Origin of the sequence: Glutamicibacter protophormiae (assembly GCF_016894325.1) — a bacterium.
Classification (GTDB): Bacteria; Actinomycetota; Actinomycetes; order Actinomycetales; family Micrococcaceae; genus Glutamicibacter; species Glutamicibacter protophormiae.
Window position 1 is genome coordinate 372,530 of record NZ_CP069806.1, and the last position, 22,206, is coordinate 394,735.

18 protein-coding genes are annotated in these 22,206 nt (G+C 64.2%); 9 read left to right on the forward strand and 9 right to left on the reverse strand.

The window, feature by feature from the left end; all coding sequences use genetic code 11:
* The first annotated feature begins 193 nt into the window (after nt 1–193).
* From JQN66_RS01820 to JQN66_RS01830, 3 genes are all read left to right on the forward strand, one after another.
* Nucleotides 194–1,603, forward strand: coding sequence for an MFS transporter (locus JQN66_RS01820; protein WP_239464104.1), 1,410 nt, complete (start codon nt 194–196; stop codon nt 1,601–1,603).
* Between the two features lie 208 nt (nt 1,604–1,811).
* Complete coding sequence (locus tag JQN66_RS01825; protein WP_239464105.1) at nt 1,812–2,804, forward strand: DinB/UmuC family translesion DNA polymerase; 993 nt, start codon at nt 1,812–1,814, stop codon at nt 2,802–2,804.
* Nucleotides 2,805–2,859: 55 nt separating this feature from the next.
* The gene (locus tag JQN66_RS01830; RefSeq protein ID WP_204676413.1) at nt 2,860–4,149 is read left to right on the forward strand and encodes a glycoside hydrolase family 3 protein; all 1,290 of its coding nucleotides are present in this window, start codon (nt 2,860–2,862) and stop codon (nt 4,147–4,149) included.
* 118 nt (nt 4,150–4,267) lie between these two features.
* On the opposite strand, the gene JQN66_RS01835 is transcribed toward JQN66_RS01830, so the two are convergent.
* The 5 genes from JQN66_RS01835 to JQN66_RS01855 form a co-directional block, all read right to left on the reverse strand.
* A complete protein-coding gene (locus JQN66_RS01835; protein WP_204676414.1) occupies nt 4,268–7,531 on the reverse strand; it encodes a S8 family peptidase in 3,264 nt (1,087 codons plus the stop codon).
* Nucleotides 7,532–7,911: 380 nt separating this feature from the next.
* Entirely contained in the window at nt 7,912–8,400 is a 489-nt protein-coding gene (locus JQN66_RS01840) for an FBP domain-containing protein (protein WP_204676415.1), read from the reverse strand.
* 383 nt (nt 8,401–8,783) lie between these two features.
* Nucleotides 8,784–9,608 carry a hydroxymethylpyrimidine/phosphomethylpyrimidine kinase gene (locus JQN66_RS01845; protein WP_204676416.1) on the reverse strand — a complete coding sequence of 275 codons (825 nt, stop codon included), beginning with the start codon at nt 9,606–9,608 and terminating at the stop codon, nt 8,784–8,786.
* Between the two features lie 36 nt (nt 9,609–9,644).
* Entirely contained in the window at nt 9,645–10,259 is a 615-nt protein-coding gene (locus JQN66_RS01850; protein ID WP_204676417.1) for a hypothetical protein, read from the reverse strand.
* A gap of 118 nt (nt 10,260–10,377) precedes the next feature.
* Nucleotides 10,378–11,082 (reverse strand): TetR/AcrR family transcriptional regulator, encoded by a 705-nt coding sequence (locus tag JQN66_RS01855; RefSeq protein WP_204676418.1) that lies wholly within the window; start codon nt 11,080–11,082, stop codon nt 10,378–10,380.
* A 336-nt stretch (nt 11,083–11,418) separates the two neighbouring features.
* Between JQN66_RS01855 and JQN66_RS01860 the strand changes: the two genes are divergently transcribed.
* The 3 genes from JQN66_RS01860 to JQN66_RS01870 are packed head-to-tail and all read left to right on the forward strand — an operon-like array spanning nt 11,419 to nt 14,446.
* Nucleotides 11,419–12,132 (forward strand): queuosine precursor transporter, encoded by a 714-nt coding sequence (locus JQN66_RS01860; RefSeq protein WP_188948422.1) that lies wholly within the window; start codon nt 11,419–11,421, stop codon nt 12,130–12,132.
* 60 nt (nt 12,133–12,192) lie between these two features.
* The gene (locus tag JQN66_RS01865) at nt 12,193–12,888 is read left to right on the forward strand and encodes an ABC transporter ATP-binding protein (RefSeq protein ID WP_204676419.1); all 696 of its coding nucleotides are present in this window, start codon (nt 12,193–12,195) and stop codon (nt 12,886–12,888) included.
* Nucleotides 12,878–14,446 carry a DUF6297 family protein gene (locus tag JQN66_RS01870; RefSeq protein ID WP_204676420.1) on the forward strand — a complete coding sequence of 523 codons (1,569 nt, stop codon included), beginning with the start codon at nt 12,878–12,880 and terminating at the stop codon, nt 14,444–14,446. Before JQN66_RS01865 ends, JQN66_RS01870 begins: the two co-directional genes overlap by 11 nt.
* A 51-nt stretch (nt 14,447–14,497) precedes the next feature.
* On the opposite strand, the gene tgt is transcribed toward JQN66_RS01870, so the two are convergent.
* Nucleotides 14,498–15,796: a tRNA guanosine(34) transglycosylase Tgt gene (tgt, locus tag JQN66_RS01875; RefSeq protein ID WP_204676421.1), complete on the reverse strand. Its 1,299-nt coding sequence runs from the start codon at nt 15,794–15,796 to the stop codon at nt 14,498–14,500.
* Between the two features lie 144 nt (nt 15,797–15,940).
* Between tgt and JQN66_RS01880 the strand changes: the two genes are divergently transcribed.
* Nucleotides 15,941–17,035, forward strand: coding sequence for an FUSC family protein (locus JQN66_RS01880; protein WP_239464106.1), 1,095 nt, complete (start codon nt 15,941–15,943; stop codon nt 17,033–17,035).
* A gap of 2 nt (nt 17,036–17,037) precedes the next feature.
* Here the strand turns inward: JQN66_RS01880 and JQN66_RS01885 are convergent, their stop codons facing one another.
* Nucleotides 17,038–17,577: an NUDIX hydrolase family protein gene (locus JQN66_RS01885; RefSeq protein WP_047118032.1), complete on the reverse strand. Its 540-nt coding sequence runs from the start codon at nt 17,575–17,577 to the stop codon at nt 17,038–17,040.
* Nucleotides 17,578–17,795: 218 nt separating this feature from the next.
* Between JQN66_RS01885 and JQN66_RS01890 the strand changes: the two genes are divergently transcribed.
* Both JQN66_RS01890 and JQN66_RS01895 read left to right on the forward strand, forming a co-directional pair.
* Nucleotides 17,796–19,223 carry an MDR family MFS transporter gene (locus JQN66_RS01890; protein WP_239464107.1) on the forward strand — a complete coding sequence of 476 codons (1,428 nt, stop codon included), beginning with the start codon at nt 17,796–17,798 and terminating at the stop codon, nt 19,221–19,223.
* Nucleotides 19,224–19,383: 160 nt separating this feature from the next.
* Entirely contained in the window at nt 19,384–20,160 is a 777-nt protein-coding gene (locus JQN66_RS01895; RefSeq protein WP_204676424.1) for an SDR family NAD(P)-dependent oxidoreductase, read from the forward strand.
* A 24-nt stretch (nt 20,161–20,184) separates the two neighbouring features.
* On the opposite strand, the gene JQN66_RS01900 is transcribed toward JQN66_RS01895, so the two are convergent.
* Both JQN66_RS01900 and JQN66_RS01905 read right to left on the reverse strand, forming a co-directional pair.
* Nucleotides 20,185–21,084 (reverse strand): hypothetical protein, encoded by a 900-nt coding sequence (locus JQN66_RS01900; RefSeq protein WP_204676425.1) that lies wholly within the window; start codon nt 21,082–21,084, stop codon nt 20,185–20,187.
* 76 nt (nt 21,085–21,160) lie between these two features.
* Nucleotides 21,161–22,174: a pseudouridine synthase gene (locus JQN66_RS01905; protein WP_204676426.1), complete on the reverse strand. Its 1,014-nt coding sequence runs from the start codon at nt 22,172–22,174 to the stop codon at nt 21,161–21,163.
* Nucleotides 22,175–22,206 lie beyond the last annotated feature (32 nt).

Here is a 22,206-nt window from a genome sequence, read left to right on the forward strand (position 1 = left end):
CAAGATATCCGCCACGGAACTGATACAATCCAGGGTATGGCAGGTTCCTCTGCGGCTGCAGCCGCCGTGACGAAGATGCTCCGCTAGCGGCGGAGCACGTAGTCCTTTAATCTTTAGATGCTTCGCCGCTCTACGGCCAGTCCGGAGCGGCGCTTAGTGCTGCCCGGAGTTCTTCTGAACGATGGAGCACGACTTGGTTCCCACTAATCTTTCTTCTCAATCTAAAACCACGGCGGTGCGGGCTTGGGTGACGCTCGCCTGTCTTTCCATGTTGCAATTCTTGATCGCGGTAGATGTGACCGTAGTGAACGTTGCCCTTCCGTCCATCGGTGCCGAGTTCGGTGCCAATGCTAGACAACTGACATGGGTTGTCGTCGGGTACACGATCACCGGTGGCGGTCTATTAATGCTTGGCGGCCGGCTCGGGGACCTACTCGGGCAGCGCCGGTTGTTAATGATCGGCACAACTGTGTTCGGCCTCGCTTCACTGCTGGCGGGACTTGCCCCGACGTATCCTATTCTTGTAACCGCGAGGCTGCTTCAAGGGGCAGGCGAAGCAATGGCTTTGCCAGCCGCAATGGCTGTGATTGTTCTCTTGTTCCCCGAAGGTCGTGGACGATCACGCGCGCTGAGCGTGTGGGCGGCAGTTGCTAGCTGCGGGCTGGTGCTTGGCTTCATTCTCTCCGGAGTCATCACTGAGTTTTTAGGGTGGCGCTGGATCTTCCTTGTATCGGTACCCTTTATCGTGTTCGTCCTCATCGCTTCGGGCATTCTCATCCCGGCAGACCAGCCAAGAAGGCGCATGAAACTCGACCTTCCTGGTTCGGTCCTGTTGACAGCTGCGCCACTTCTGTTGGTATTCGGGATCGTCGAAGCAGGAGAGACTGACGGAATCCCCCGTTGGGCGGCCGTGGTCGTGCTAATCGGAGCTGTGATAGCCGCCTATATGTTTGTTGTCGTTGAACGACGGGCCACGAATCCGCTGATACCCCTGGAGTTCTTCCGCAACCGAACGCGAGTGGGGGCCAATCTTGCGACTGCTCTGCTCAGCGGTGCTTTGTCCACATCGTTTTTGCTGTTCACTTTCTACCTACAGAACCGGCTGGGGCTCAGTCCGTTGACCACAGGACTGACGCTGGTGCCACTAGCGATCTCGCTTGTTGCTGCCGCAACCTTGGTACCTCGATTCCTCGGACGATGGGGCGCGCGATTTTGCGCCGTGACCGGCATCGGGTTTACGGCTCTCGGGATGGTGGCTATCGCCATCGTCACCTACGTAGAGGCTGCGGCTATTGCGATGATTCCAGCTATGGTTCTTATCGCCGTAGGGATGGGTTTTGGGCTAGTCGGACTTCAGTACGCGGCTGTTACTGGAGTGACCGAATCGGATGCCGGTACAGCTTCTGGAGTCCAGCGGGCGGCAGATCAGCTCGGCGGGTCAGCAGGCATCACCCTCTACATCGGTCTCGGCTTTTCTGGAGCTTCTTTCGGAATAGACCCATTTCTGCTCAGTAGTGCGTTTGCCATCATCGGGTTAATCGGGGCAGGACTGATAGCCATGCGGATATCCATGCCGCGTCATGGTGCTGAGGAATACGCCTAGCAACGAAACCATCCGAGTCAGCCCCGTGAAAAATGCTGGGCGCATCGTGACACCGTCTTCTCCGTCTTGGCACAGCGCAGTGATAGGCCCACGACGCGCCCAGCAGGGTATATCCTGCTGTAACGCAATCGACACGATTCAATAGTGAACAAATCGATATTCGCCAGTACCAGTAGAACTGCTTGGCCGTTTCGGCACCTGGCATGAGGTGTATTCCATTGACGAATCATTTGTGGGCCTCGAAGGCAGCCTGGAGCAGGTGCGCACTACCGCCGCGCAGATCCGCTCGTCCATCGACCGCCTGATCGGGGTGCCGGTGTGCGTCGGGGTGTCCTCGACCAAAACGCTGGCCAAGTTCGCCAATCACGTCGCCAAGCACAATATGAACCTCGGCGGGGTCTGCGTGCAGGAGCTCATGGACCCGGAAGTGCTCGGACGGATCAAGTCACTGGTGCCGGCCACGGATGTCTGGGGCGTCGGGCGCAAGACCGGGGCCAAGCTGGCAGGGATGGGCATCGAATCCATTGCGGATCTCGAAGCGGCCGATCCGCAGCTGATCCGGCGCAAGTTCTCGGTGGTCCTGCAGCGCACGGTGTACGAGCTCAACGGGCGGCGGTGCATCGGCCCTGTCGAGGAACGCAGCGACAAGGGGCAGGTCATGTTCACCCGATCCTTCTCCACCCCGGTGCGCACCCGTGAAGCCATGGAAGAAGTCATGTCCATCTACGCGCAGAAGGCCGCCGCGCGCCTTGCGAAGGAAGGCCGCTACGCCTCGCTGCTCACGGTGATGGCCGGGACCAGCCGCTTCGCCAAGGGCGAGGCATCCTTTCCCAGCACCCAGGTGCGGCTTCCCAAGCCCACCCGCGATCCGATCCTGCTCACGCGCCTCGCGGTGGCGGCCATGAACGGGCTGATGCAGACCGGGGTGGACTACGTCCGCGGCGGCGTCATCCTTTCCGGCCTGGGCGACACACCGGGAGAAGCGCAGCTGGACCTCTTCGGCCAGGGCGGGAACGATCCTCAGGACGAACGGGTGAATGTCTCGGGCGTGGTGCAGGACATCTCGGCGCGATTCGGCGCCAAGGCCATCGGGCTGGGCCGCGCCGGCATCGCGCAGGCTCCGTCCTGGTCGATGAAGCGTGAGCATATCTCCCAGCGCTACACCACCGAGTGGGACGAACTGCCGCTGGTGAGGGCATGACATTCCCGGCCCGCAAGCCAAGTTTCCTCGCAGGATCGAGTGGAAGAATGTTCCCATGACACCTCGTGCACGCCAGCTGGCTTCGCTGGGGATGCTCTCCGTCCTGGCCTTGAGCGGATGCAGCACCACGGTACCCGACAGCCAGGCCCCTTCCTCCAGTGCGTCCGCAACCCCTGCGCCGGCGCCTGGCAGCTCCGCGTCCTCAAGCCCGCAGCAGCCGTCCTCGCCGAGTGAACCTTCACGGGAAACTCCGGTGCCCACCACCCCGGGCGCCCAGCCCTCGATGCCCGGCGATGGATCCAGCGTGCGGGACGAAGCCGAAGCCCTGGCCGATGGGATGAGCGTGAAGGAGCAGGCCGCCAGCCTGCTGATGGCGGGTGTTCCGGCCTCCGGCGCCAGCGCGGCGCAGATCGCCGCGCTGCAGGAGCAGGGCATCTCGAATGTCTTCCTGCGAGGGCGCTCGCAGCTTTCGGTTTCGCAAACCGCGGCGCAGGTCCGGAAGATCACCGGCGCCCTGGAACGGAACGTCCCGGGCAAGCTTCCGGTCTGGGTGGCCACCGACCAGGAAGGCGGCTTCGTCCGCGTCCTGCAGGGGCCCGGGTTCACCGAACTTCCCACCGCAGTGAAACAGGGAGCCTGGTCCCAAGCCACGCTGAAATCCAGGATGTCTGCCGTGGGCGCCGAGCTGGCCGAGGCGGGAATCACCGTGAACCTGGCGCCCGTGGCCGATGTGGTTCCTTCCAGCATCGGCGCGGCCAATGATCCGATCGGCTACTTCGGCCGCGAGTACGCGAACAACTCCGCAGATGCCGCGCAGGATGTGCTGACGGTCAACCAAGCGCTGGCGGCCGAAGGCATCCAACCGGTGGTCAAGCACTTCCCGGGGCTGGGACGGGTCACTGCGAATACCGACACGTCACGCTCCGTCACCGACACCTCGACAGGCTCCGAATCCGAGCAGCTCGCGCCCTTCAAGGAGGCGATCGCGCAGGACCTGTCCTGGGTGATGGTTTCCAACGCCCGCTACACGCAGATCGATCAGAAGAACGACGCGCCATTTTCCTCCAAGGTGATCACCGGACTGCTGCGCGAAAAGCTGGGATATGAGGGACTGATCATCTCAGATGACCTGTGCGAGGCGAAACAGGTTTCGAACGTGGCGGTGGGGCAGCGAGCAGTGCGATTCATTGCGGCCGGCGGCACCGTCCCGCTGTGCGTGAATACCGCCGATGCAGTCACGATGGCCGCAGCGCTGGCCAGCGAAGCCGGGAAAGACAAGCAGTTCGCGGCCCAGGTTCGTGAGGCGGCGGTGAAGGTGCTGGAAGAGAAGCTGGACGGCGAATAGGCAGGCGGCGCCCCGGAGAAACGATTCTTAACAGGCGGCGGCCCGGACGACTTCCTACTCGCGAGGAAGCCGTCCGGGCCGGTCTAATTGCTGGGACGCTGGTTTTCAGCCGGTGGTCCTAGCGGATTTTGAGCACCTGGGCGCGTTCGCCCGACTCGTTGTGCAGGTGCAGCAGCAGCGCCTTGGCGTCCTTGGCCTTGCGGTCAACCGAGACTGGCAGGCGCGTGCCGTCCAGATCTGTGAACAAGGTGCCGGTGGCTCCGAAGTCGACCTTCGGAGCGGTCACGTTGAACTTGACCCATCCGGTCTGGTCAACGGGAACCATTGCGCCTTCCTCGTTGGTGTTGTACCAGGAGTAGCTTGCCACGCGGTAGGAAATGTCCGATGACTTCTCGGACAGTCCGAGTGCGGCCAGCGACACCGGCAGGATCGCCGTATTGGTGTCGAAGCTGTTGGTGTCCACGTCCCCCAGCACGCCGTTGACCGGCTGCAGGTCGACCTGCTTGAGAGTCTTCAGATCGTAGGTCGCGGCCAGATCAAGGTCGATCTCGTCGATTGCGGTGGTGAAGGTGACGAAGTCTGCCTTTCCATCATTGTTGGTGTCGATCTCGACATCGAGCTCTGTGCCGCCAGCCAGGTGGGCCCAGTTGGCGTAGGTCGAAATGCCCACGTTCAGCAGGCCGTCGGCAACACCGGTGCGCGGAGCGGTGCTCGAGGCGCCGACATGCTGCAGGTCCATCGATCGTGCGCCTGGAATGGCGTCGAGCGAGGACGGGCCGCGCTTGCTGCTGGCACCCAGTTCAAAGGCACCCATTAGCGAGAAGACCTGGCTCGGGCCTTGGCCTGCAATGACGTCATCACCCTTGAGCGAGAGCTCCAGGCCCGAATCGTGCTTGCCGTTCTTGACCTTCTTGACCTTGGCCGACATATCAGCGGCGAGCTTCGGAGCAGCCTGCACAGGGACGCGCAGGGTTGGCGCGGACTTGCTGGTCAGCTCCACGCGGCCGGTGGCGTCTGCCAGCCAAACGCGGTCGAGGCCCGACTGCTGGGCGTCCATGGTCGGATCCATGGTCTTGGCCCAACGCTTCGGATCAACCTGCAGCGTGACCTTCACCTTGGTGCTCTTGCCCGGTGCGACCGTTACCGACCGGCGGTCGAGGGTGTACGTAGCGCCCGGAATCTGGGTCGCAGGAACATACTTCACCGCGTAGGTCTGGGTCTTCTTGCTGGTGTTCTTCACCGTGATGTCACGGCTGCTCTTGTACTTCTTCTTGCCCTCGAGCTCGATAACGCCGAAGACGACGCTGGTCAGATCCGAGTCCTTGGAAGCGTAGGCATAAGCCGGAGTGGAGATGGCCTTGTCGGCCATGACACGGCCGGCACCCACACGGTTTGGCCCGTAGATATCGCCGTCGGCATCCTTGATGTCGGTGGCGGCGGTGTTCATCACGATGCTCTTGGCCTGGGCCGGAGTCAGATCCGTGTCCTCAAGCACCAGGGCTGCGATGCCGGCAACCAGCGGGGTTGCCATGGAAGTCCCGGACATGACGGCGACGCCGTTGCCGGTGCCCACGCCCACCGAACCGATCTGGGTACCCATTGCAGCGACATCAGGCTTCACGATGCCATTGGAGCCGTGCACGCCGCGCGATGAAGACGAATTCAAGGTATCGAGCACACCGGAAGGGCTGGAAGCTGCACCGGCGAAATCCGGAGACAGGGTGACCTTCAGCGTTCCGGCCTCGGCGGACGGGCGCAGTTTGGTGGCATTGTCCAGGGTGAGCTGGGCTCCGGGAATCGTCGTGTTGCCGGCGATGCCGGCGTCGAAGACATTGGCTTCGGAATCCAGCAGGACTCCGGTGGCACCGGCGGCTTCGGCATTGTTGAAACGGGCTGCGGAACCGCACGGGAATGCGCCGTTTTCGCTCCACTGCAGCCAGACCCACTTGCCGTTCAGCGAACCTGGGGCGAACGCGCTGCAACCGAAGGCATTGGACGACGGAGCCATGACAACTTCACCAGTCAGCTCGGCCGGGTCTGCGGCGGTGTAATTGAAGTTCGACGAGTACTGCCCGGCCACATCACCGGCGACATCTGCCGGCGCTTCGACGCGGATCTTGTCCATGGTGAGCGTCGAGCCGACGGAATTCGCCACGGTCAACGAGCTGCGGGAGTTGCCCGGCGAGCCGCCCACGTCGGTGACATCTCCGGCGTTGCCGGAGGCCACCACGGAGAGGATGCCGGCTTCAGACAGAGCATCGACGATGTCATTTTCCGGATCTTCGACCGGGGAATGGTCCGAACCGAGCGACATGTTCACCACATCGGCGCGGTCGGAGAAGTCTCCGTCGCCATTGGGATCCATTACGTAGTCCAGTGCTTGGCCCACCACTTCGGAGGATCCGGTGCAGCCGAAGACGCGGATGCCGATCAGCTGCGCCTCCGGGGCGGAACCAGGACCGACCTTCATGCCCATGACATCGTCAGCCTTGAGCGTGGAATAGTCGCCGGTGAAGGTGGTGCCGTCCGCGTTGACGCCGTAGCCTGCCGCTGTGCCCGCCACGTGGGACCCGTGCCCGGCGAACTCGCAGTCCAACGGGTTGGGATCCGGATTGGGGATCGGCTGGTAGTCATCGGCATCCGGGTCGGCGTTGTAGTTGTCTCCAACCAAATCCCAGCCGCCGATGAACTTCTTCGGGTCCAAAAGGCCTGAATCCGGAGCGGGAAGACCTTCCGATGCCTGTGCCTGTTTGTAGCCCTCCAGTGTTCCGGGGCCGCCGAAGCTGGCGTGGGTGTAGTCGATGCCGGTGTCCAGCACCGCGATCTTCACCCCCTCGCCGGTCTTATCCAGCGCCGTCCATGATTCCAGGGCGCCGGTGTCGATGACCGATCCGCGATTGGAAGGCTTCTTGGGAACGATGCCGCTGATCTTGGCGACATCCGTGCGCTCGGCCAGTGCCCGGAGCTCGTCTGCGTCGCCGGTCAGTGCCACGCCGCGCAGGGCATTGGATGTCGAATAGATGACTTCGGAATCCGCCTGGGCGGCAAGCTCCTTGCCCTTTTGCTTGACTTCAGAGCGGATCTTCTTGACCTTGGCCGCATCCTTGGACTTGCCGGACTTCTTGACCTCCTGGAAGGCTCCGTCTCCCTCCAGCTGGACGAAGACCGAGACTTCTCCGCTGGCCTTGGCAAGAGGTTTGGAAACCTTGAGGTTTGAAAGGGTATCGCTGCGGGTGATCGACAGTGAAGCCGCCTCATCGCCATCCGCAGGTTGTGGAATATTGACTGCGCTTGCCGGACCGCCGATGGTGACCGCCAATGCCAAAGCAGTGGCCGATCCCAGCAGCAGGCGCGGCAATTTGTCAGTGCGCCGTGTGACCATGATTCTCCTAGCCGAGCTGGACGGCGGAAATGCTCCCGATGCCGGGCGGCCGATACGACAAAGCGGTGCGTGCCATGATGATCGTCCAGGGGTAGACGTCCGCCGAAGCATCAAACCCCTAGTCTGGAATCTTAGGTGACTCACGTCATATATCAAGGCGATGCTGAATAAATATCGCTTACGCCCAGAAGCGGACTAATCCGCATTTCAGATTTAGTGCTCCGGAATTACAACGGAAAACCGCTAACAGGTCAACATGCGCGCGGAAAAAATTTTAGATTATTCCATTCCGGCTCAAGCGGTCTATTACGGAAAATGCCCCGGCGTGGAAGGCGACACCGGCGGAACAAGGCATGTTTCCTTGCTCCGCCGGAGGCTGGCTAGACGCGTTGGATGAAGCTGTTCACGCGTTCATCGAGCTGGATGATGCGCTGCGCAACGACAACCATTGGATCCGGGTTGATGGGATCCTTTGGCGGGGCGATGCGCACATTGGCGGAGCACTCGAAACGGGTGCAGAGCAGGGTGCCCAGCGTGTCCCCGTCGCGACCAGCTTGGCCCGAACGGCGGGTGGTGAACATTCCGACCGCGCACGGCAGGGTGACATCGCGGCACATCTCGCACATGGCCGCGCTGCCCGCTTTGCGCGCGCCGTCGGTGGCACGCAGCAACAAGCCGCGGGTTTCGCCGTCGGCGTTCGTGTAGATCATGTAGCCGCGCTGCGGCATCTTGGGATCGCGCCAACCGAGGTATTCCAGCGACTCCCAGTCGAGGCTGTTGAAGTTTTCCGGCAGGGTGAGTTTTTTGGCTTCCTGGCGGCTGGCGTTGATAAAGCTGGCACGGATGGTTTTTTCGGTCAATGGCTGCATGGTAATTCCTTGGGTATTCCGTCCGATGCCCGGCGGGAACTTCCGGACGGCGCGCAAAAGCGCTGAATGGTGGGGAGGAACAGGTCCCGTCTATGGCGGAAATGACGTAGGCGCAGCAAGGTAATGACTGTCAACGCAGGGGTTGAAGCTTAGCTACTTGCCGGTTGCCCCGTCCGCCGCAGGGACGAACGGGCAGAGCGTCAAAGTGGCGTGCATCGCCGACCGCCCTTTCCCGTGCCCAGGCACGCAACAAATTGAGATTCTTCAACCACTTTAGCAAGCCGCCTCTTTGCCGCAAAGAATACGTGGTCAGACGGTTAACGGCAGGAGCCGAGGGGAACGATGATTCCCCTCGGCTCCTGCAATTCTGCTGACGGGTCGGCCTAGCGGCGGCCGCCCTGCCACAGGGCGTCGAATGGGGTCTTGCCAGCGACGCGGTTGCGGATGCCTTCGGTAACGAAAGCCTTTGCGGTGCGTGCGGCTTCCAGCGGGGTCGCTCCCTTGGCCAGCTCGGAAGTCACGGCGGCGGCTAACGAGCATCCGGCGCCAGAAACGGCGACTTCGCCGATCTTCTTCTCGCGCAGGACTTCGAGGGTCTCGCCGTCGTAGAACACGTCTACTGCGTCTTCGCCGGCAATGCGTACGCCGCCCTTGGCCAGCACCGCGGCGCCGGAGATCTCGTGGATCTTCTTGGCTGCGGCCACCAGGTCCTCTTCAGAGGTGATGGTCAGGCCCGAGAGCTGCTCTGCTTCGAAATGGTTCGGGGTGACGAAAGTAGCCAGCGGCAACAGGTTGGACTTCAGCGCCTCGTCGGTGTCCAGTGCATGGCCCGGTTCCTGGCCCTTGCAGATCAGTACCGGATCGAGCAGGACGTTGTCCCACTTCTGCGACTTCAGCGCCGTGGCAACGGTGTCGATGGTGGCAGGCGATCCCATCATGCCCAGCTTCACGGTGCCGAGCTTGCCCTCGTAGCAGGTCTGGATCGCTTCGAGCTGGTCGGCGATGACCTGCTGATCCACCGGCACGAAGCGGTGGTTCCAGGAATCCTTGGGGTCGAAGGATACGATGCAAGTCAGCGCAACGATGCCGTAGGTTCCCAGTTCCTGGAAGGTCTTCAGGTCGGCCTGGGCGCCGGCGCCGCCGGTGGCTTCGGAACCTGCGATGGTCAGGGTGAGTGCAGGGCCGCTTGCAGTGTTTGTATTAGTCATAGTCCCATGAATGATTGTGTGTACTGGTGATTACTTTTAGCCCTGTTGCCAGAAGCTGAGGTCGGTGGCCTTGGACCAGCCTTCGGCCAACGTTCCCGCGTTTTCGCTGGACGCGACCAATAACAGCCATGGTATACCGTGGCCGTAGGCTGCTCCGGCAAAGTTTGCAAGAATCGCCCGGCGGGCGGTGTCGGGGTCTGTGGGCGCGTACAGGTCGGGATCCGTCAGCAGGCCGAAAGAGGGACCGTAGTGCATTCGTCCGCGGGCAACAGGGCGGTCGAAGTCGGTAACCTCGACAACGTCGTAGTCGTTCATCGGTGCTTCGAACAAGGCGGAGGTGTCGGGCAGCTTCACTACCTGCTCCACATCCTCGGGCTTGCCCGCCAGCAGCGACATTTTCGCGGTTTCCGTCCAGCCGGCGCTCTGCAGGCTTTCCGCGGTCCGCTCGTTGACGGGACCGAGGAAGACCAATCGCTGGGCATCGGCCGGCGCAGTCCAGGGCGCGTCCGGCCAGTATCCGAGGATCTCGACATCCTCGCCGTCATGGTTGACCGATCGAATCTCGCCGGGAGTTGGAAACGTGGCAATGCGATCCCGCAGGAGCGCGTAGGCCTCGGCCCAGACTGGCAATTCGCGTCGTGTTCCGCTCATGTTGTATTGCACTCCTTCGTGGCCAGAGTCGCCGGTTGTCACTTCTGACTTTACGCTCAAAATATGGCGGCACCAGAACGCGAACCGTGAACGGCCTGTGCGATGCGTGAACTCGGTGTCAGGAAGCCTTGGGGACCTTTGATCCGGTGGTCTGTCGGTCCTGATGATCCTGTACCGAACTTCCGGAGTCCATGAGCGCCAGAACATCTGCGAACAGTGAGCGCACGACGGGAAGTCGGCAGAGGACCGCGAACTTCGCGGCCACGGGCGCGGCGTTGTCCATGAGCAGCAGCGAACGCCGTTGGTTGGCCGACTGGTCGTAGGCCCAGACGGAAAACAGTTGCCGCGACAGAAGCGAGAGGAACTTCGGCAGATCACTGCGGATGCCCAGCGGTGGCAGCGGGCGCGCACCGGAAACGGCTTTTTCCCAGAGGGAGAATTCGACGGCCGAAAGTTCATTGTCCACCTGGTCTTGGGATAGCAGAACTTTGAGGAATGCCGGACCGAACTCGTGGTACGGCTGCATGACGCTCAAACCAGAGGTGAAAACTGCCCGGATATTGCTTTCAAGCGTGTTGCCTTCGTCGAGCGCGGAACGGCACCGCTCGAACTGCTCGGTACGCAGATTCAGCAGCAACCGGGCGACGATGTCTTCCTTGGAGGAGAAATAGTAATAGGCATGGGACAGTGAGACCCCAGCTCGTGCCGCTATGGCACGCATGCTGGATGCCTTGTACCCCTCGGCGGCAAAGCAGTCCAGCGCGGTTTGCAGGAGCTTGGCTTGGGTTTCCTGCCCCTTGAGCGTGCGCGGCTGAATGGTCATGGGTCGATTCTAACGAGCTTTTTGAACGCGTTCAAAAATGTCTCGAGTTCATGCGGAAGTAGGGGAGGCCCATCACCCTGCTCCTTCGTACCTCGATTGCATGTTCCAAAGAAGTTCAAGTGAGATGTCTCTTTCTTGAAACTTGAGTCCAAGAATCATTGTTACTATGAAGTAGGTCACTTAGCGGGTCATTCGGGCGCGTGGGATACTTGCTGGGTAAGTGCTAATACAGCGGGACAGCATGCCAAACGCCCAACGCCTCGCGAACCACGCACCGTGGCGAGGCAGCGTCGGGCAATGGCTCTCCTGGCGAACCACTTTGACAAGGAAAAAATCATGGGCGAATCCAACGCCAGAACCACTCTGCCCGCATCATCGAAAGCGGTTTTCGCTGCTGCGGGCTCACCGTACTTCTCCACCGTTCTGACCCTGATGGGCGCGGTGGTCATCCTCTCGAACATCGGCGCTTCCAAGGGAGTCACCCTGGGACCGCTCGTGACCGACGGCGGGTTCTTCCTGTTTCCGCTGGCCTACATCCTCGGCGACGTCATCTCCGAGGTATATGGGCTGAAAGCGGCGCGGCGATCGATCATCACCACCTTCGTGCTCGCATTCTTCGCCGTAGCCTGCTTCTGGATCATGATCCAGCTGCCCGCCGCCGACTTCTACGACGGCCAGGAAGCCCTTGAACGCACGCTCGGACCGATTTGGCAGATCGTCGTCGCCTCGGCCGCCGGTTTCCTGGTCGGCCAGCTAGCCAACTCGTGGGTGCTGGTCAAGCTCAAGGAGCGCACCGGCGAACGCGGGCTGGCCGCGCGCTTGATCGGGTCCAGCGGCGTCGGCGAACTGCTGGACACCATCATCTTCTGCGCCATCGCGGCTCCGGTCATCGGCATCGCCGACGCTCCCACGTTCATCAACTACGTGGTGGTCGGCTTCCTCTACAAGACCGCGGTGGAGATAATTTTCGTCCCGGTCACCTCGCTGGTGATCCGCTGGTTCAAGAAGCGCGAGCCGGGCTACGGGCAGCTGGCGGCCGGGCGAGGTTAATCCTCCAAGTCATCATTCCGAGCGACTCCCCGCCGTCGCCGCCCTCGATACGCTGGGCAGATGGCGACAGAATCAGAGCACCGGACGCACCTGGAAGCCCACGGACTGGTCATCGGCTATCCGGAACAGACGATCTGCGGCCCCATCGACCTGCGGATCGGCATCGGCGACGGGCTGGGAATCATCGGTTCCAACGGCAGCGGCAAATCCACCCTGCTGGCAACGCTGCTCGGACGGACCCCGGCCCAGTCCGGTGAAACGGTATTTCGGGGCCTGCCGCTGGACGAGGATTCGCTGGACTTCCGGCGGACCGTTGCCGTGCAGGTCAGCGACGGTGCATTCTTCGAAGAACTGAGCGTCGCCGAGCACCTGGAAATGGTGGCACGGGGGCACGGAGTGCCCGAATGGGAAGCGAAAGTCGAGAGCGAGCTGGAGTTCTTCGAGCTCACCGCGGTCGCCGACCACCTGCCCGGGGAACTCTCCTCGGGGCAGCGGCGCAAACTGCTGCTGGCCGCGACGCTGATCCGCCCGGCCGGGCTCCTGATCCTCGATGAGCCCGAGCAGCGGCTGGACTTGAGGATCCGGCAGAAGTTTTATGAACGGCTGGCAGGGCTGCGCCGCGACATGGTCAGCATCCTGGCGGTGACGCACGATCCGGCCATGCTGCGGCTTTGCCTGGATAGGGCGCTCCTGCTGGATGGCGACGCCGGGGAACACCTGGAGTCCGAAGACGGAGCGCAGTGGCTTGAGCGCTAGTCCAGATACCTCGACGGCCAGCGATTACGATCCGCGCGACATCCTTCGCCGCGTGCGCTCAGCGCGCAGTTTTTCCGAACGCTTCGACTCGTTCTCCGAGATTTACGTCTGGGCGCTCGCCGCCGTGGTGGCGCTGGCCTATCTGGCCAGCGCCCTCTACGGCGCGATCTTCGTGCTGCTGGGCGAAGGGGTGCCGCACCTTGAGCTGGCCAGCGCGCGCTGGAGCCTGGATGCGGTGGCATTGTTCCTGCTGCCGATGCTGCTGCTGTTGGTCTTCCGGCTCATGCTCTATCTCGGTCCCAACGCCGTGGGGCCCGAGCAGGCCGACTGGTGGCTACCGCTGCCGGTGGACCGCCGGGTGCTGCTGCGCCCGGCCTGGCGCAGGGCGCTGGGCCTGGGCAGCGCGGCCGGTGTTTTCCTCGGGCTGCTGTGGGTGCTCGCCCTCTTCGCACTGGCAGGTACCTGGTCCCCGGCGCTGCTGCTGTCGGTTCTGGGATTTTTCGCCCTGGCCGGGCTCGGTTCTGCGGCTGCGGCCGGGGCGCTTCAAGCAGCAGGGCGCCAGCACGCCGCCCAGAGATTTTGCTCCGCGGGGCTGCGGGTGCTCGCCGCCGGTTATGTGCTGCTGTGGACGGCGCAACTGGTGGGGATGGGAACCGTCGACGCCCGGCTGGTGACCTTGGAACAAGCGCTGCTGGAGGTGGGGCCCTGGATGGTCCTGTGCTGTGGCGCGCTGGCCGTCGCCGTGCCATGCACTCTCCTGGCGTCGCGGCGGCTTGCGGGAGTATCCGGTGCCGCGCTGCGCGAGGGCGGGCTGCACCAGCAGCAGCTTGCCGGAGCCATCATGCAGGCCGATGCGCGTGGTGTGCATCTGGGCGCCGGACGCAAGCGGAACCGCGCCGGCGGCCGGCTTTTCCGCGCACTGCCGGTGTCCGTGGGGATTCTCGCCCTGCGCTGCGTGCGCGGGGGCTATTGGAAGCCTGTGCTGGGGTTCAGCACGGCGGCCCTGGTGCTGCTGCTCAGCGTCCGCACCGCTGCGAACCCGCTGGCATTGGCCGGGGTCCTGGCAATCTTGTTGGTCGTCCTGGGTACCAGTCTTGCCGAGTTGCTGCGACCCGCCGCCACCCAGCCGGAGCTCGGGCTGATGCTCGGGCTGGCCCGTAACCAGATGGAGCGGGCCATGACCGCCGTCGCGGCGGGCCTGTCGCTGCTGGTACTGGGCGTCTGGACTCTCGGGTTGTGGGGCATCGGGGCGCTGGCCCCAGTGGCCTGGTGGTCCTGGGCCGCGGCCGTGTTGCTCGCCGCGCTGGGCCTGGCCTCGGCGGCTTTGGCGCACGCGCGGCGAGCGGAGCGCGATTGGGAAGAAATCTTCGCCGGGGCCTCGAACGAGATGTCCATTGCGGCGGTGCTCATCCAGCAGGCCTGGACGCTGCTGCGCGCGGCGGCTTCCGGCGCTGCGCTGTATTTCCAGGTTCTGGCCCCGGCCGCCGCGGTTCCGTGGGGGATCTGGGCGGTGTGCCTGCTCGGCGCCGCCCCGGCGTTTAAAAAGCTCGCCGGATAGCGAACCTCGGATCCTTCCGAAGTTCGCTATCCGGCGGGTGGTTCGCTGCCCCTACTTGGCAGGCTGCGAGACCGGCTGGCCCTGCGGATCAGGCGCGCCGGCGTAGTAGCTGGCCAGCACCTGCTCCTTGAGCTGGAAGAACGATCCGTCCTCGATCGCCTGGCGGGCGGACTCGACCAGGCCCACGGTGAAGTGCTCATTGTGGATCGAGATCAGCGTGTGGCTGAGCAGCTCCTTGGCCTTGTACAGGTGGTGGATGTAGGCGCGGGAGAAGTTCTGGCAGGCGTAGCATTCGCAGCCGTCCACCAGCGGGGTGAAGTCGCGCTTGTAGCGCGCTCCGGACAGGTTGAAGCGGCCCCACGGGGTGTAGAACGCGGAGTTGCGTGCGACGCGGGTCGGGGAAACGCAGTCGAAGGTGTCCGCGCCGTTCTCGATCGCGGTGAAGATGTCGTCCGGCTCGGAAATGCCCAGCAGGTGCCGCGGCTTGTCCTCCGGCAGCTCCTCGGCGCACCAGCCGACAATGGTTCCCAGATTCTCCTTTTCCAGGGCGCCGCCGATGCCGAAGCCGTCGAAGGCCATGGCACCCAGATCCTGGCAGGCCTTGCGGCGCAGGTCTTCGTACTGCGCGCCCTGGATGACGCCGAACAGCGCCTGGTAGTCCTTGCCTTCGCGGGAATCGGTCAGCGAGAAGTGCTCGGCGATGCAGCGCTCTGCCCATCGGCGGGTGCGCTCCAGGGACTCGACCTGGTAGCCGCGCGAGTTCTGCAGCGTGGTCAGCTCGTCGAAGGCGAACATGATGTCCGCGCCGATCTGGTGCTGCACGCCCATGGAGATTTCAGGGGAGAAGCGGTGCTTGGTGCCGTCGAGGTGGGACTTGAACCAGACGCCGTCTTCGTCCACATTGGCCAGGCGTTCCTTGCCCGGAGCCACAGCATCATCCGGACCCGACTGGTCGACGGACTTCATGTCGATGACCTTCTTGAAGCCCGAACCCAGGCTCATGACCTGGAATCCGCCCGAATCGGTGAAGGTTGGACCTTCCCAGCCCATGAACTTGCCCAGGCCGCCGGCCTCATCGAGGATGTCCGCCCCCGGCTGCAGGTACAGGTGGTAGGCATTGGACAGCACTGCTTGGGCTCCGAGCTGCTTGACGTGCTCGGGGGTCAGCGCCTTGACCGTCGCCTTGGTGCCCACGGCGATGAACGCGGGGGTTTTCACCTCGCCATGCGGCGTGCGGATCACGCCGGTGCGTCCGAGCATCGGGGTTCCGTCGTCAGCGGTGAGCCGGGTCCCGACTGCAAAACCGAATTCTTGCTGGCGCGGATGTGGGGCACTGGGGTCAAAGTTCATATCGGGCACGTACCCAAGTTTGCCGTATTAAACAGCCGGTGAGTAAAACGACAGTGTGATTCGACCCCGAAACCCGGGCTTTCACATGGGAAAGAGCGAATAATGGAGGCTGTCTTGTTGTGTGCAACGCGACGGAAGGAAACTGTGCGCCTGGAGCAATTGAAAGAATCCGCGAAGTCACTGATCACCCTGGGCCCTGCCCGGAAGGATCACTGGATCGGCTTGCGCACCGCCGTCGGCGTTTTTGCTCCCTTGATCTTCCTGATGGCCATCGACCGCCTGGATCTGGTGGTGTTCGCGGTCTTCGGCGCCTTTGCCGGCGTCTACGGCCGGGTGGACGGATACTGGAACCGCCTGCGCATGCAGATCCGTTCGAGCATGCTGCTGTTCGGCGTCATCGCCACGGCGCTGGCCGCCTCCCACTTGTGGATCGCCCACGACCAGCCGGAGCTGAAGCAGTGGCAGATCGTCGGCGCCACCACGCTGGTGGCGGGCATCTGTTCGGTGCTCGCCGGGTTCTTGCGGCTGCGCCCGGCCGGCTCGCTGTTCCACATCTTCGCGTTCGCCGCGATTGCCTCCATTTCCAACCCGGTCCCGGCCTGGCAGGGCCTGCTGGTGGCGGTGCTGACCATGGCGCTGGCGCTGGTGATCGGTGCGGCCGGAGCATTGGGCCAGTGGTCGAGCCTGTGGCAGCGCACCCCGCTGCCGCCGCTGTCGGACAACGTCCGCTCCGCGATCTGGTGGGAAGGGCTGTTCTACATCCTGACCGCGGGCATCGCCGGGGCCCTGGCCAACATCGTGGGCAGCCGGCTGGAGGCCGGGCACAACTACTGGGCCATGGTGGCCGCGGTAGTGCCGCTGGTTGGACACACCACCAAGCTCAGGCTCCACCGCGGCGTCCATCGTGTGCTGGGAACCCTGGTCGGGCTGGTCCTCATGGCGCTGCTGATCGTGCTGAACCCGCCGCTGTGGCTGCTGCTGGCGCTGATCGGCTTCTTCCAGTTCATGGCCGAGATGCTGGTCATGCGCAACTACTTCATGGCGCAGATTTTCGTCACCCCGCTGGCGCTGGTGGGAGTGTCCGTGATGTCGGGACTCTCAACCGCGCTGCTCTACGACCGCATGGTGGAAACCGTGATCGGCTCCCTGGTCGGCATCTTCGGGGTGCTCCTTGGAAGCTGGTTTGGCGGAATCATGCGGCGCCGGGCCGGGATCGACCCGCCAAACCGGGTGAAGTAGCGTTAGATATTCACTCCGACATGGGCTAATGCCTGTCGGAGAATATTTTCGCGACCGCCGGCGAACTCGCCCTGGATGTCGCTGCTCAGCGCTTCGGCCGGGGTGAGCCAGGTCAGCTCCAGCGCGTCCTGGCGCGGTGAGGACTCGCCGCGCACCGGCACGATATAGCACATGGACACCGCATGCTGGCGGTCGTCGGTCAGGCCGGTTTCGCTGGGTGCGGGGAAGTACTCGGCCACCGTGAACGGCACCGGGGAGGCCGGAAGCTGCGGCAGCACCATGGTGCCCAGGTCCTTCTCGATATGCCGGATCAATGCGGCGCGGATCGTCTCGCGGTACATGACGCGCCCGGAGACGAAGGTGCGCAGCATGCGCCCGTCGTTGTCAGCGGTCAGCAGCAGGCCGACCTCGTTGACGTATCCCAGCGGGTCCAGGCGCACCGGAATGGCCTCGACGTACAGCATGGGGAGGCGCTGGCGGGCCTCGTAGAGATCTTCTTCAGAGAGCCATCCAGGGTAGGGATCAGGCGTACGCACGTTCATGGTTCCATCTTGGTACACAAACACCTCTCATGCCATGAATCTCTATCCGTGTTGCGCAACTCACCAATCTGTTGCGGGCGCACCCTAGCGCCTGGCGGGGGTGCTCTGTAAAATTGATTGGGCTATCCCAATCAGAATGATCCTGAGCCTGGGAACCGGCCGCCCTTTCCCACACTTCTCTTGGAAGCAGACCTGCTGTGTCACACGCTCCGGACCGTTTGAGCAAACAGAACTTCACGACGATCGCCGTGCTGATCGTCTCCAGCTTCGTTGTCATCCTGAACGAAACCATCATGAACGTGGCACTGCCCGTGCTGATGGAGGAATTCAACGTCACCGCCGATGCCATCCAGTGGCTCGCCACGATCTTCATGCTGACCATGGCCGTGGTCATCCCGACCACCGGCTTCCTGCTGCAGCGCCTGAGCACCCGCAAGGTCTTCGTGCTGGCCATCGGCCTGTTCACCCTGGGCACAGTGCTGGCCGCGGTGTCGCCCGGCTTCTCCGTGCTGCTGGTCGCCCGCGTCATCCAGGCCAGCGGCACCGCGATCATGATGCCGCTGCTGATGACCACGATCCTCGACCTGGTGCCGCCGGCTCGACGCGGCGTGCTGATGGGCAACGTGTCGATCGTGATCTCGGTGGCCCCGGCCATCGGCCCGACCCTGTCGGGCATCATCCTGCAGTACCTGTCCTGGCGGTTCATGTTCATCGTGATCATCCCGATCGCCGTGGCGGCGCTGCTGATCGGCACTCCGCGCCTGTCCAACGAACCGGGCGACAATTCCGCTCCGCTGTCCATCCCGTCGCTGATCCTGGCCGTGCCGGGCTTCGGCGGCCTGGTCTACGGCCTGAGCGGCCTGTCGTCCGGGGTCACCCCGCTGGGCATCGGAATCCTCGTGGTGTCGGTGCTGTGCCTGACCGCCTTCGTGCTGCTGCAGGTCAAGCTGCAGCAGGGGGACAAGGCCCTGCTGGACCTGCGCTCGCTGACCTACCGCGACTTCACGCTGTCGCTGGCGCTGATGATGTGCGCCATGATTTCGCTGTTCGGCGTGATCATCCTGCTGCCGCTGTTCTTCACCACGGTGCTGGGCATCGAGACGCTGACCACCGGCTTGATCATGCTGCCGGGCGGCCTGCTGATGGGCCTGCTGGCGCCGCTGGTCGGCAAGCTCTACGACAAGGTCGGAGCCCGTCCGCTGATCGTTCCGGGCTCGATCATCCTGCTGGTATCGCTGTTCGGCTATGCGCTGATCCTGAACGCCGCCACCCCGATCTGGCTGCTGGTGCTCATGCACCTGGTCATGAGCCTGGGCCTGGCGTTCATCTTCACCCCGGCGTTCACCACCGCGCTGAACCCGCTGCCGCACCACCTGCACTCCCACGGCTCCGCGCTGCTCTCCACCCTGCAGCAGCTGGCCGGCGCCATGGGCACCGCGCTGATCGTCGGCGTAGTGGCCGCCTCCACCGCCTCCAAGATCGCCGCGGGCACTGATGTCGTCACCGCGACGGTGGAGGGCTTCAAGCCCGGATTCCTGGTCGGCGCCGCATGCAGCATCGGCATCCTGGTCATCGGGTTCCTGCTGGGCGGCAAGAAGCAGGACGCCGAGCAGCCTTCGGAGCCAGCCCCGGCGGCAACCCGTTAGCCCGACCGGATTTCTTCCGGCATCGCCGCGCAGCCCGGCACCCCTGCGGTGCCGGGCTTTTGCGTGCCTGCAGGCTCCCGGGGACCGGGATCCGGTTCTTCACCTTTGCCAATGTGGGCGATAGGCTGACCGGAGATTCACGACTATAAAAGGGGTTTGCATGCAGCTGCAGGATTCGGTCGCACTGGTGACCGGCGGACTGTCCGGATTGGGGCGGGCCACGGCACTGAAACTGGCCGCGCAGGCCAAGCACGTGGTGGTGCTGGATCTGCCACGCGATGACGGGGACGAAACAGCCGCCGCGATCGGCGCGAACGTGCGCTACGCCCCGGCGGACGTCACCAGCCCCGACGACGTGGCAGACGTGATGGAACGCGTGCGCGAACTGGGCCAGCTGCGCGTGCTGGTCAACTGCGCCGGGGTCGCCACCCCGGGCAAGGTGTTGGGGCGCGAGGGCGTGCTGCCGCTGGAGAAGTTCGCCAAGGTGCTGGACATCAACGTCAACGGCACCTTCAACGTGATCCGCCTCGGCGCCGAGCTGATGGCGCACAGCGAATCGCTGGTCGATGCGCAGGGCACCGCCGAGCGCGGGGTCATCGTCAACACCGCTTCGGTGGCGGCCTTCGACGGGCAGATCGGGCAGCCGGCCTACGCCGCGTCCAAGGGCGCCGTCGCCGCGATGACGCTGCCGCTGGCCCGCGAGCTGGCGCAGCACCAGATCCGCGTCATGACCATCGCCCCGGGCATCTTCCAGACGCCGATGATGGCCGGGCTGCCGCAGGCGGCGCAGGATTCGCTCGGCGCGCAGGTGCCGCACCCTTCGCGGCTGGGACGCCCGGAGGAATACGCCGCGCTGGTGGAGCACATCGTGGCCAACCCGATGCTCAACGGGGAGACGATCCGGCTGGACGGCGCCATCCGCATGGCGCCGCGCTAAACCCGCAGCGCGGGCGGGCCGGACTTAGAAATCCAGCGTCCTGCCCGCCTGCACCCGGTGCTCTGCGTGGCTGACCTGGAAACGCCGGTTCTCTGCGCAGACGAACACCACCACCGCCAGGAACACCCACAGCATGCAGACCCACAGCGGGGTGGCGCCCCGCAGCCAGCCCTGGACGGCGGCCGCAGCCATGGCCAGGCCAAAACCGCTGGCGAACGCATGCCGTCCGCGTTCCGAATGGGCGAACACCGCCGCCGGCACCGCGGCGGCCACCGCGACGAGCGACACCGCCAGCGCATGGCCTTGCCCGTTCCAGCCGGCGGCGGCGAAGACCAGCTGCAGCGTGTAGACCAGGGCGAACCCGGCGAAGAAGCCCAGCGGCAGGTCCGTGGCGATGCGCTCCGCCCGGTTGCGGGCGGTATGCCGGTTCAGCTGGTGCACCCCGTACAGCGCGATCCCGGTGGCCGCGCCGGAGACGGACGCGGCGGTCCAGGGCAGGAAGCCGGACGCGAGCGTCAGCGCGCACGCCATCAGGGCCGCGGCGCTCAGCGCGTAGATGCCGGAGGCGCGCTGCCGGCGCGAGGACAGCTGGCCGGGCAGCGCGCTGAAGACCGCGCTGCCGATCAGCGTGATCCCGATGACCGGCCAGATCACCGCATGCACCAGCCCGGTATCCAGCAGGCTGGCCTGGCTGCGGCCGTCCATCCCGGTGCCGAAGGCCAGCGCGGTGGCCAGCAGCAGCATCCCGGACAGCGCGAACAGCCCGGCGCGGGCCTTGTCGAAGGGTTCCACCGCGGGGTTGGGCCGCAGGTCAGGGGGCGTGTAGGGCAGCTCGAAGGCGGGCCTGCGCGCGGATTCGGTGATGGCCCGCTGGGCGGAGCCCACCAGGGTGCGCAGCTGCCTATTGGGCTGTGGCTCGGCCATGGCATACCGTCCTTCGTCTGGCCCTTGCGTGGGTGTGCAACAGCCTAGGATAAATACGCCGACGTGAGAAGGGGCGCTATGCGGCCGGAGCTTCGCGCAGGCGCTGCGCGGAACTGAAGCTGCGCGGGGTCCCGGTGAGCGGATCGATGAAGGAAATGGTGTGCGCCAGCAGCTGCAGGGGCCGGTCGTAGTCATCCGGCGCCAGGTCCCACAGCCGCGGGTAGAAGGCGTCGTTGACGATGCCCAGGCCCAGCGAGGCCAGATGGATGCGCAGCTGGTGGGTCTTGCCCGAGTGCGGTTCCAGGTCCATCAGCGCCACCTCGGTGCCCGCGTGGAAGCCGGCACTGCGGCCGATGGCCTGGACATTGATCAGCGTCTGCGCGTTGGGTTCGCCGTCCTCGACGATCGAGCGCAGCTGGCCCTTGACCTTGGACATGCGGTTCTCATAGGTCATCGGCATGCCGGCCAGCAGGGCGCGCAGTTCTTCGGCGGTGCGCACCTGGTTGTGCTCCCCGTCGGCCTGCAGCACCACGCCGGTCTCCAGGCCCTCGCCGGGGGCCAGCGCCACCACCGCCTTGTAGCGCTTGGCGATCTCGCGGCGCTCGAAGAGCATCTGGTAGGCGCCGCGGGTTTCCGGGTTCACGGCGAAGAGGATCACCCCGGCGGTCGCCCGGTCCAGCCGGTGCATCGGCACCAGGTCGTCGATGCCGGTCTGGTTACGCAGCCTTACCAGCGCGGATTCCTGGATGAACTTGCCGCCCGGGGTGGTCGGCAGGAAATGCGGTTTGTCCACGACGAGCAGGTGCTCGTCCTGGTGCAGGATTCTCGTGTCGAAGGGGATCGGGGTCTCCACCGGCAGCGAGCGGTAGTACCAGATGAACTCGTGCTCGCCCATCGGGGTCTGCCGGTTCAGCGGCACCCCGCCCAGGCCCACGATCTCGCCCTCGTCAAAGCGGCGCAGGATGCCCTCGGGGTCCACGTGCCCGAAGCGTTCGAGCAGATACTGCGACACAGTGTCCCACGAACCAGTGCGCGGCAGGTGCAGACGGGTGGCGTTGACGCCGTTGCGGACGGGGAGGGGAGAAGCCATGGCCATGGCTCCCATTCTTTCACCTTTGCCGG

Bases quoted from the DNA above. Each gene is read 5' to 3' on its own strand.
- JQN66_RS01835 (WP_204676414.1), bottom strand. From the start codon at position 7,531: ATGGTCACACGGCGCACTGACAAATTGCCGCGCCTGCTGCTGGGATCG.
- tgt (WP_204676421.1), bottom strand. From the start codon at position 15,796: ATGAACTTTGACCCCAGTGCCCCACATCCGCGCCAGCAAGAATTCGGT.
- JQN66_RS01865 (WP_204676419.1), top strand. From the start codon at position 12,193: ATGGCGACAGAATCAGAGCACCGGACGCACCTGGAAGCCCACGGACTG.
- JQN66_RS01830 (WP_204676413.1), top strand. From the start codon at position 2,860: ATGACACCTCGTGCACGCCAGCTGGCTTCGCTGGGGATGCTCTCCGTC.
- JQN66_RS01840 (WP_204676415.1), bottom strand. From the start codon at position 8,400: ATGCAGCCATTGACCGAAAAAACCATCCGTGCCAGCTTTATCAACGCC.
- JQN66_RS01845 (WP_204676416.1), bottom strand. From the start codon at position 9,608: ATGACTAATACAAACACTGCAAGCGGCCCTGCACTCACCCTGACCATC.
- JQN66_RS01905 (WP_204676426.1), bottom strand. From the start codon at position 22,174: ATGGCTTCTCCCCTCCCCGTCCGCAACGGCGTCAACGCCACCCGTCTG.
- JQN66_RS01895 (WP_204676424.1), top strand. From the start codon at position 19,384: ATGCAGCTGCAGGATTCGGTCGCACTGGTGACCGGCGGACTGTCCGGA.
- JQN66_RS01885 (WP_047118032.1), bottom strand. From the start codon at position 17,577: ATGAACGTGCGTACGCCTGATCCCTACCCTGGATGGCTCTCTGAAGAA.
- JQN66_RS01850 (WP_204676417.1), bottom strand. From the start codon at position 10,259: ATGAGCGGAACACGACGCGAATTGCCAGTCTGGGCCGAGGCCTACGCG.
- JQN66_RS01860 (WP_188948422.1), top strand. From the start codon at position 11,419: ATGGGCGAATCCAACGCCAGAACCACTCTGCCCGCATCATCGAAAGCG.
- JQN66_RS01900 (WP_204676425.1), bottom strand. From the start codon at position 21,084: ATGGCCGAGCCACAGCCCAATAGGCAGCTGCGCACCCTGGTGGGCTCC.
- JQN66_RS01855 (WP_204676418.1), bottom strand. From the start codon at position 11,082: ATGACCATTCAGCCGCGCACGCTCAAGGGGCAGGAAACCCAAGCCAAG.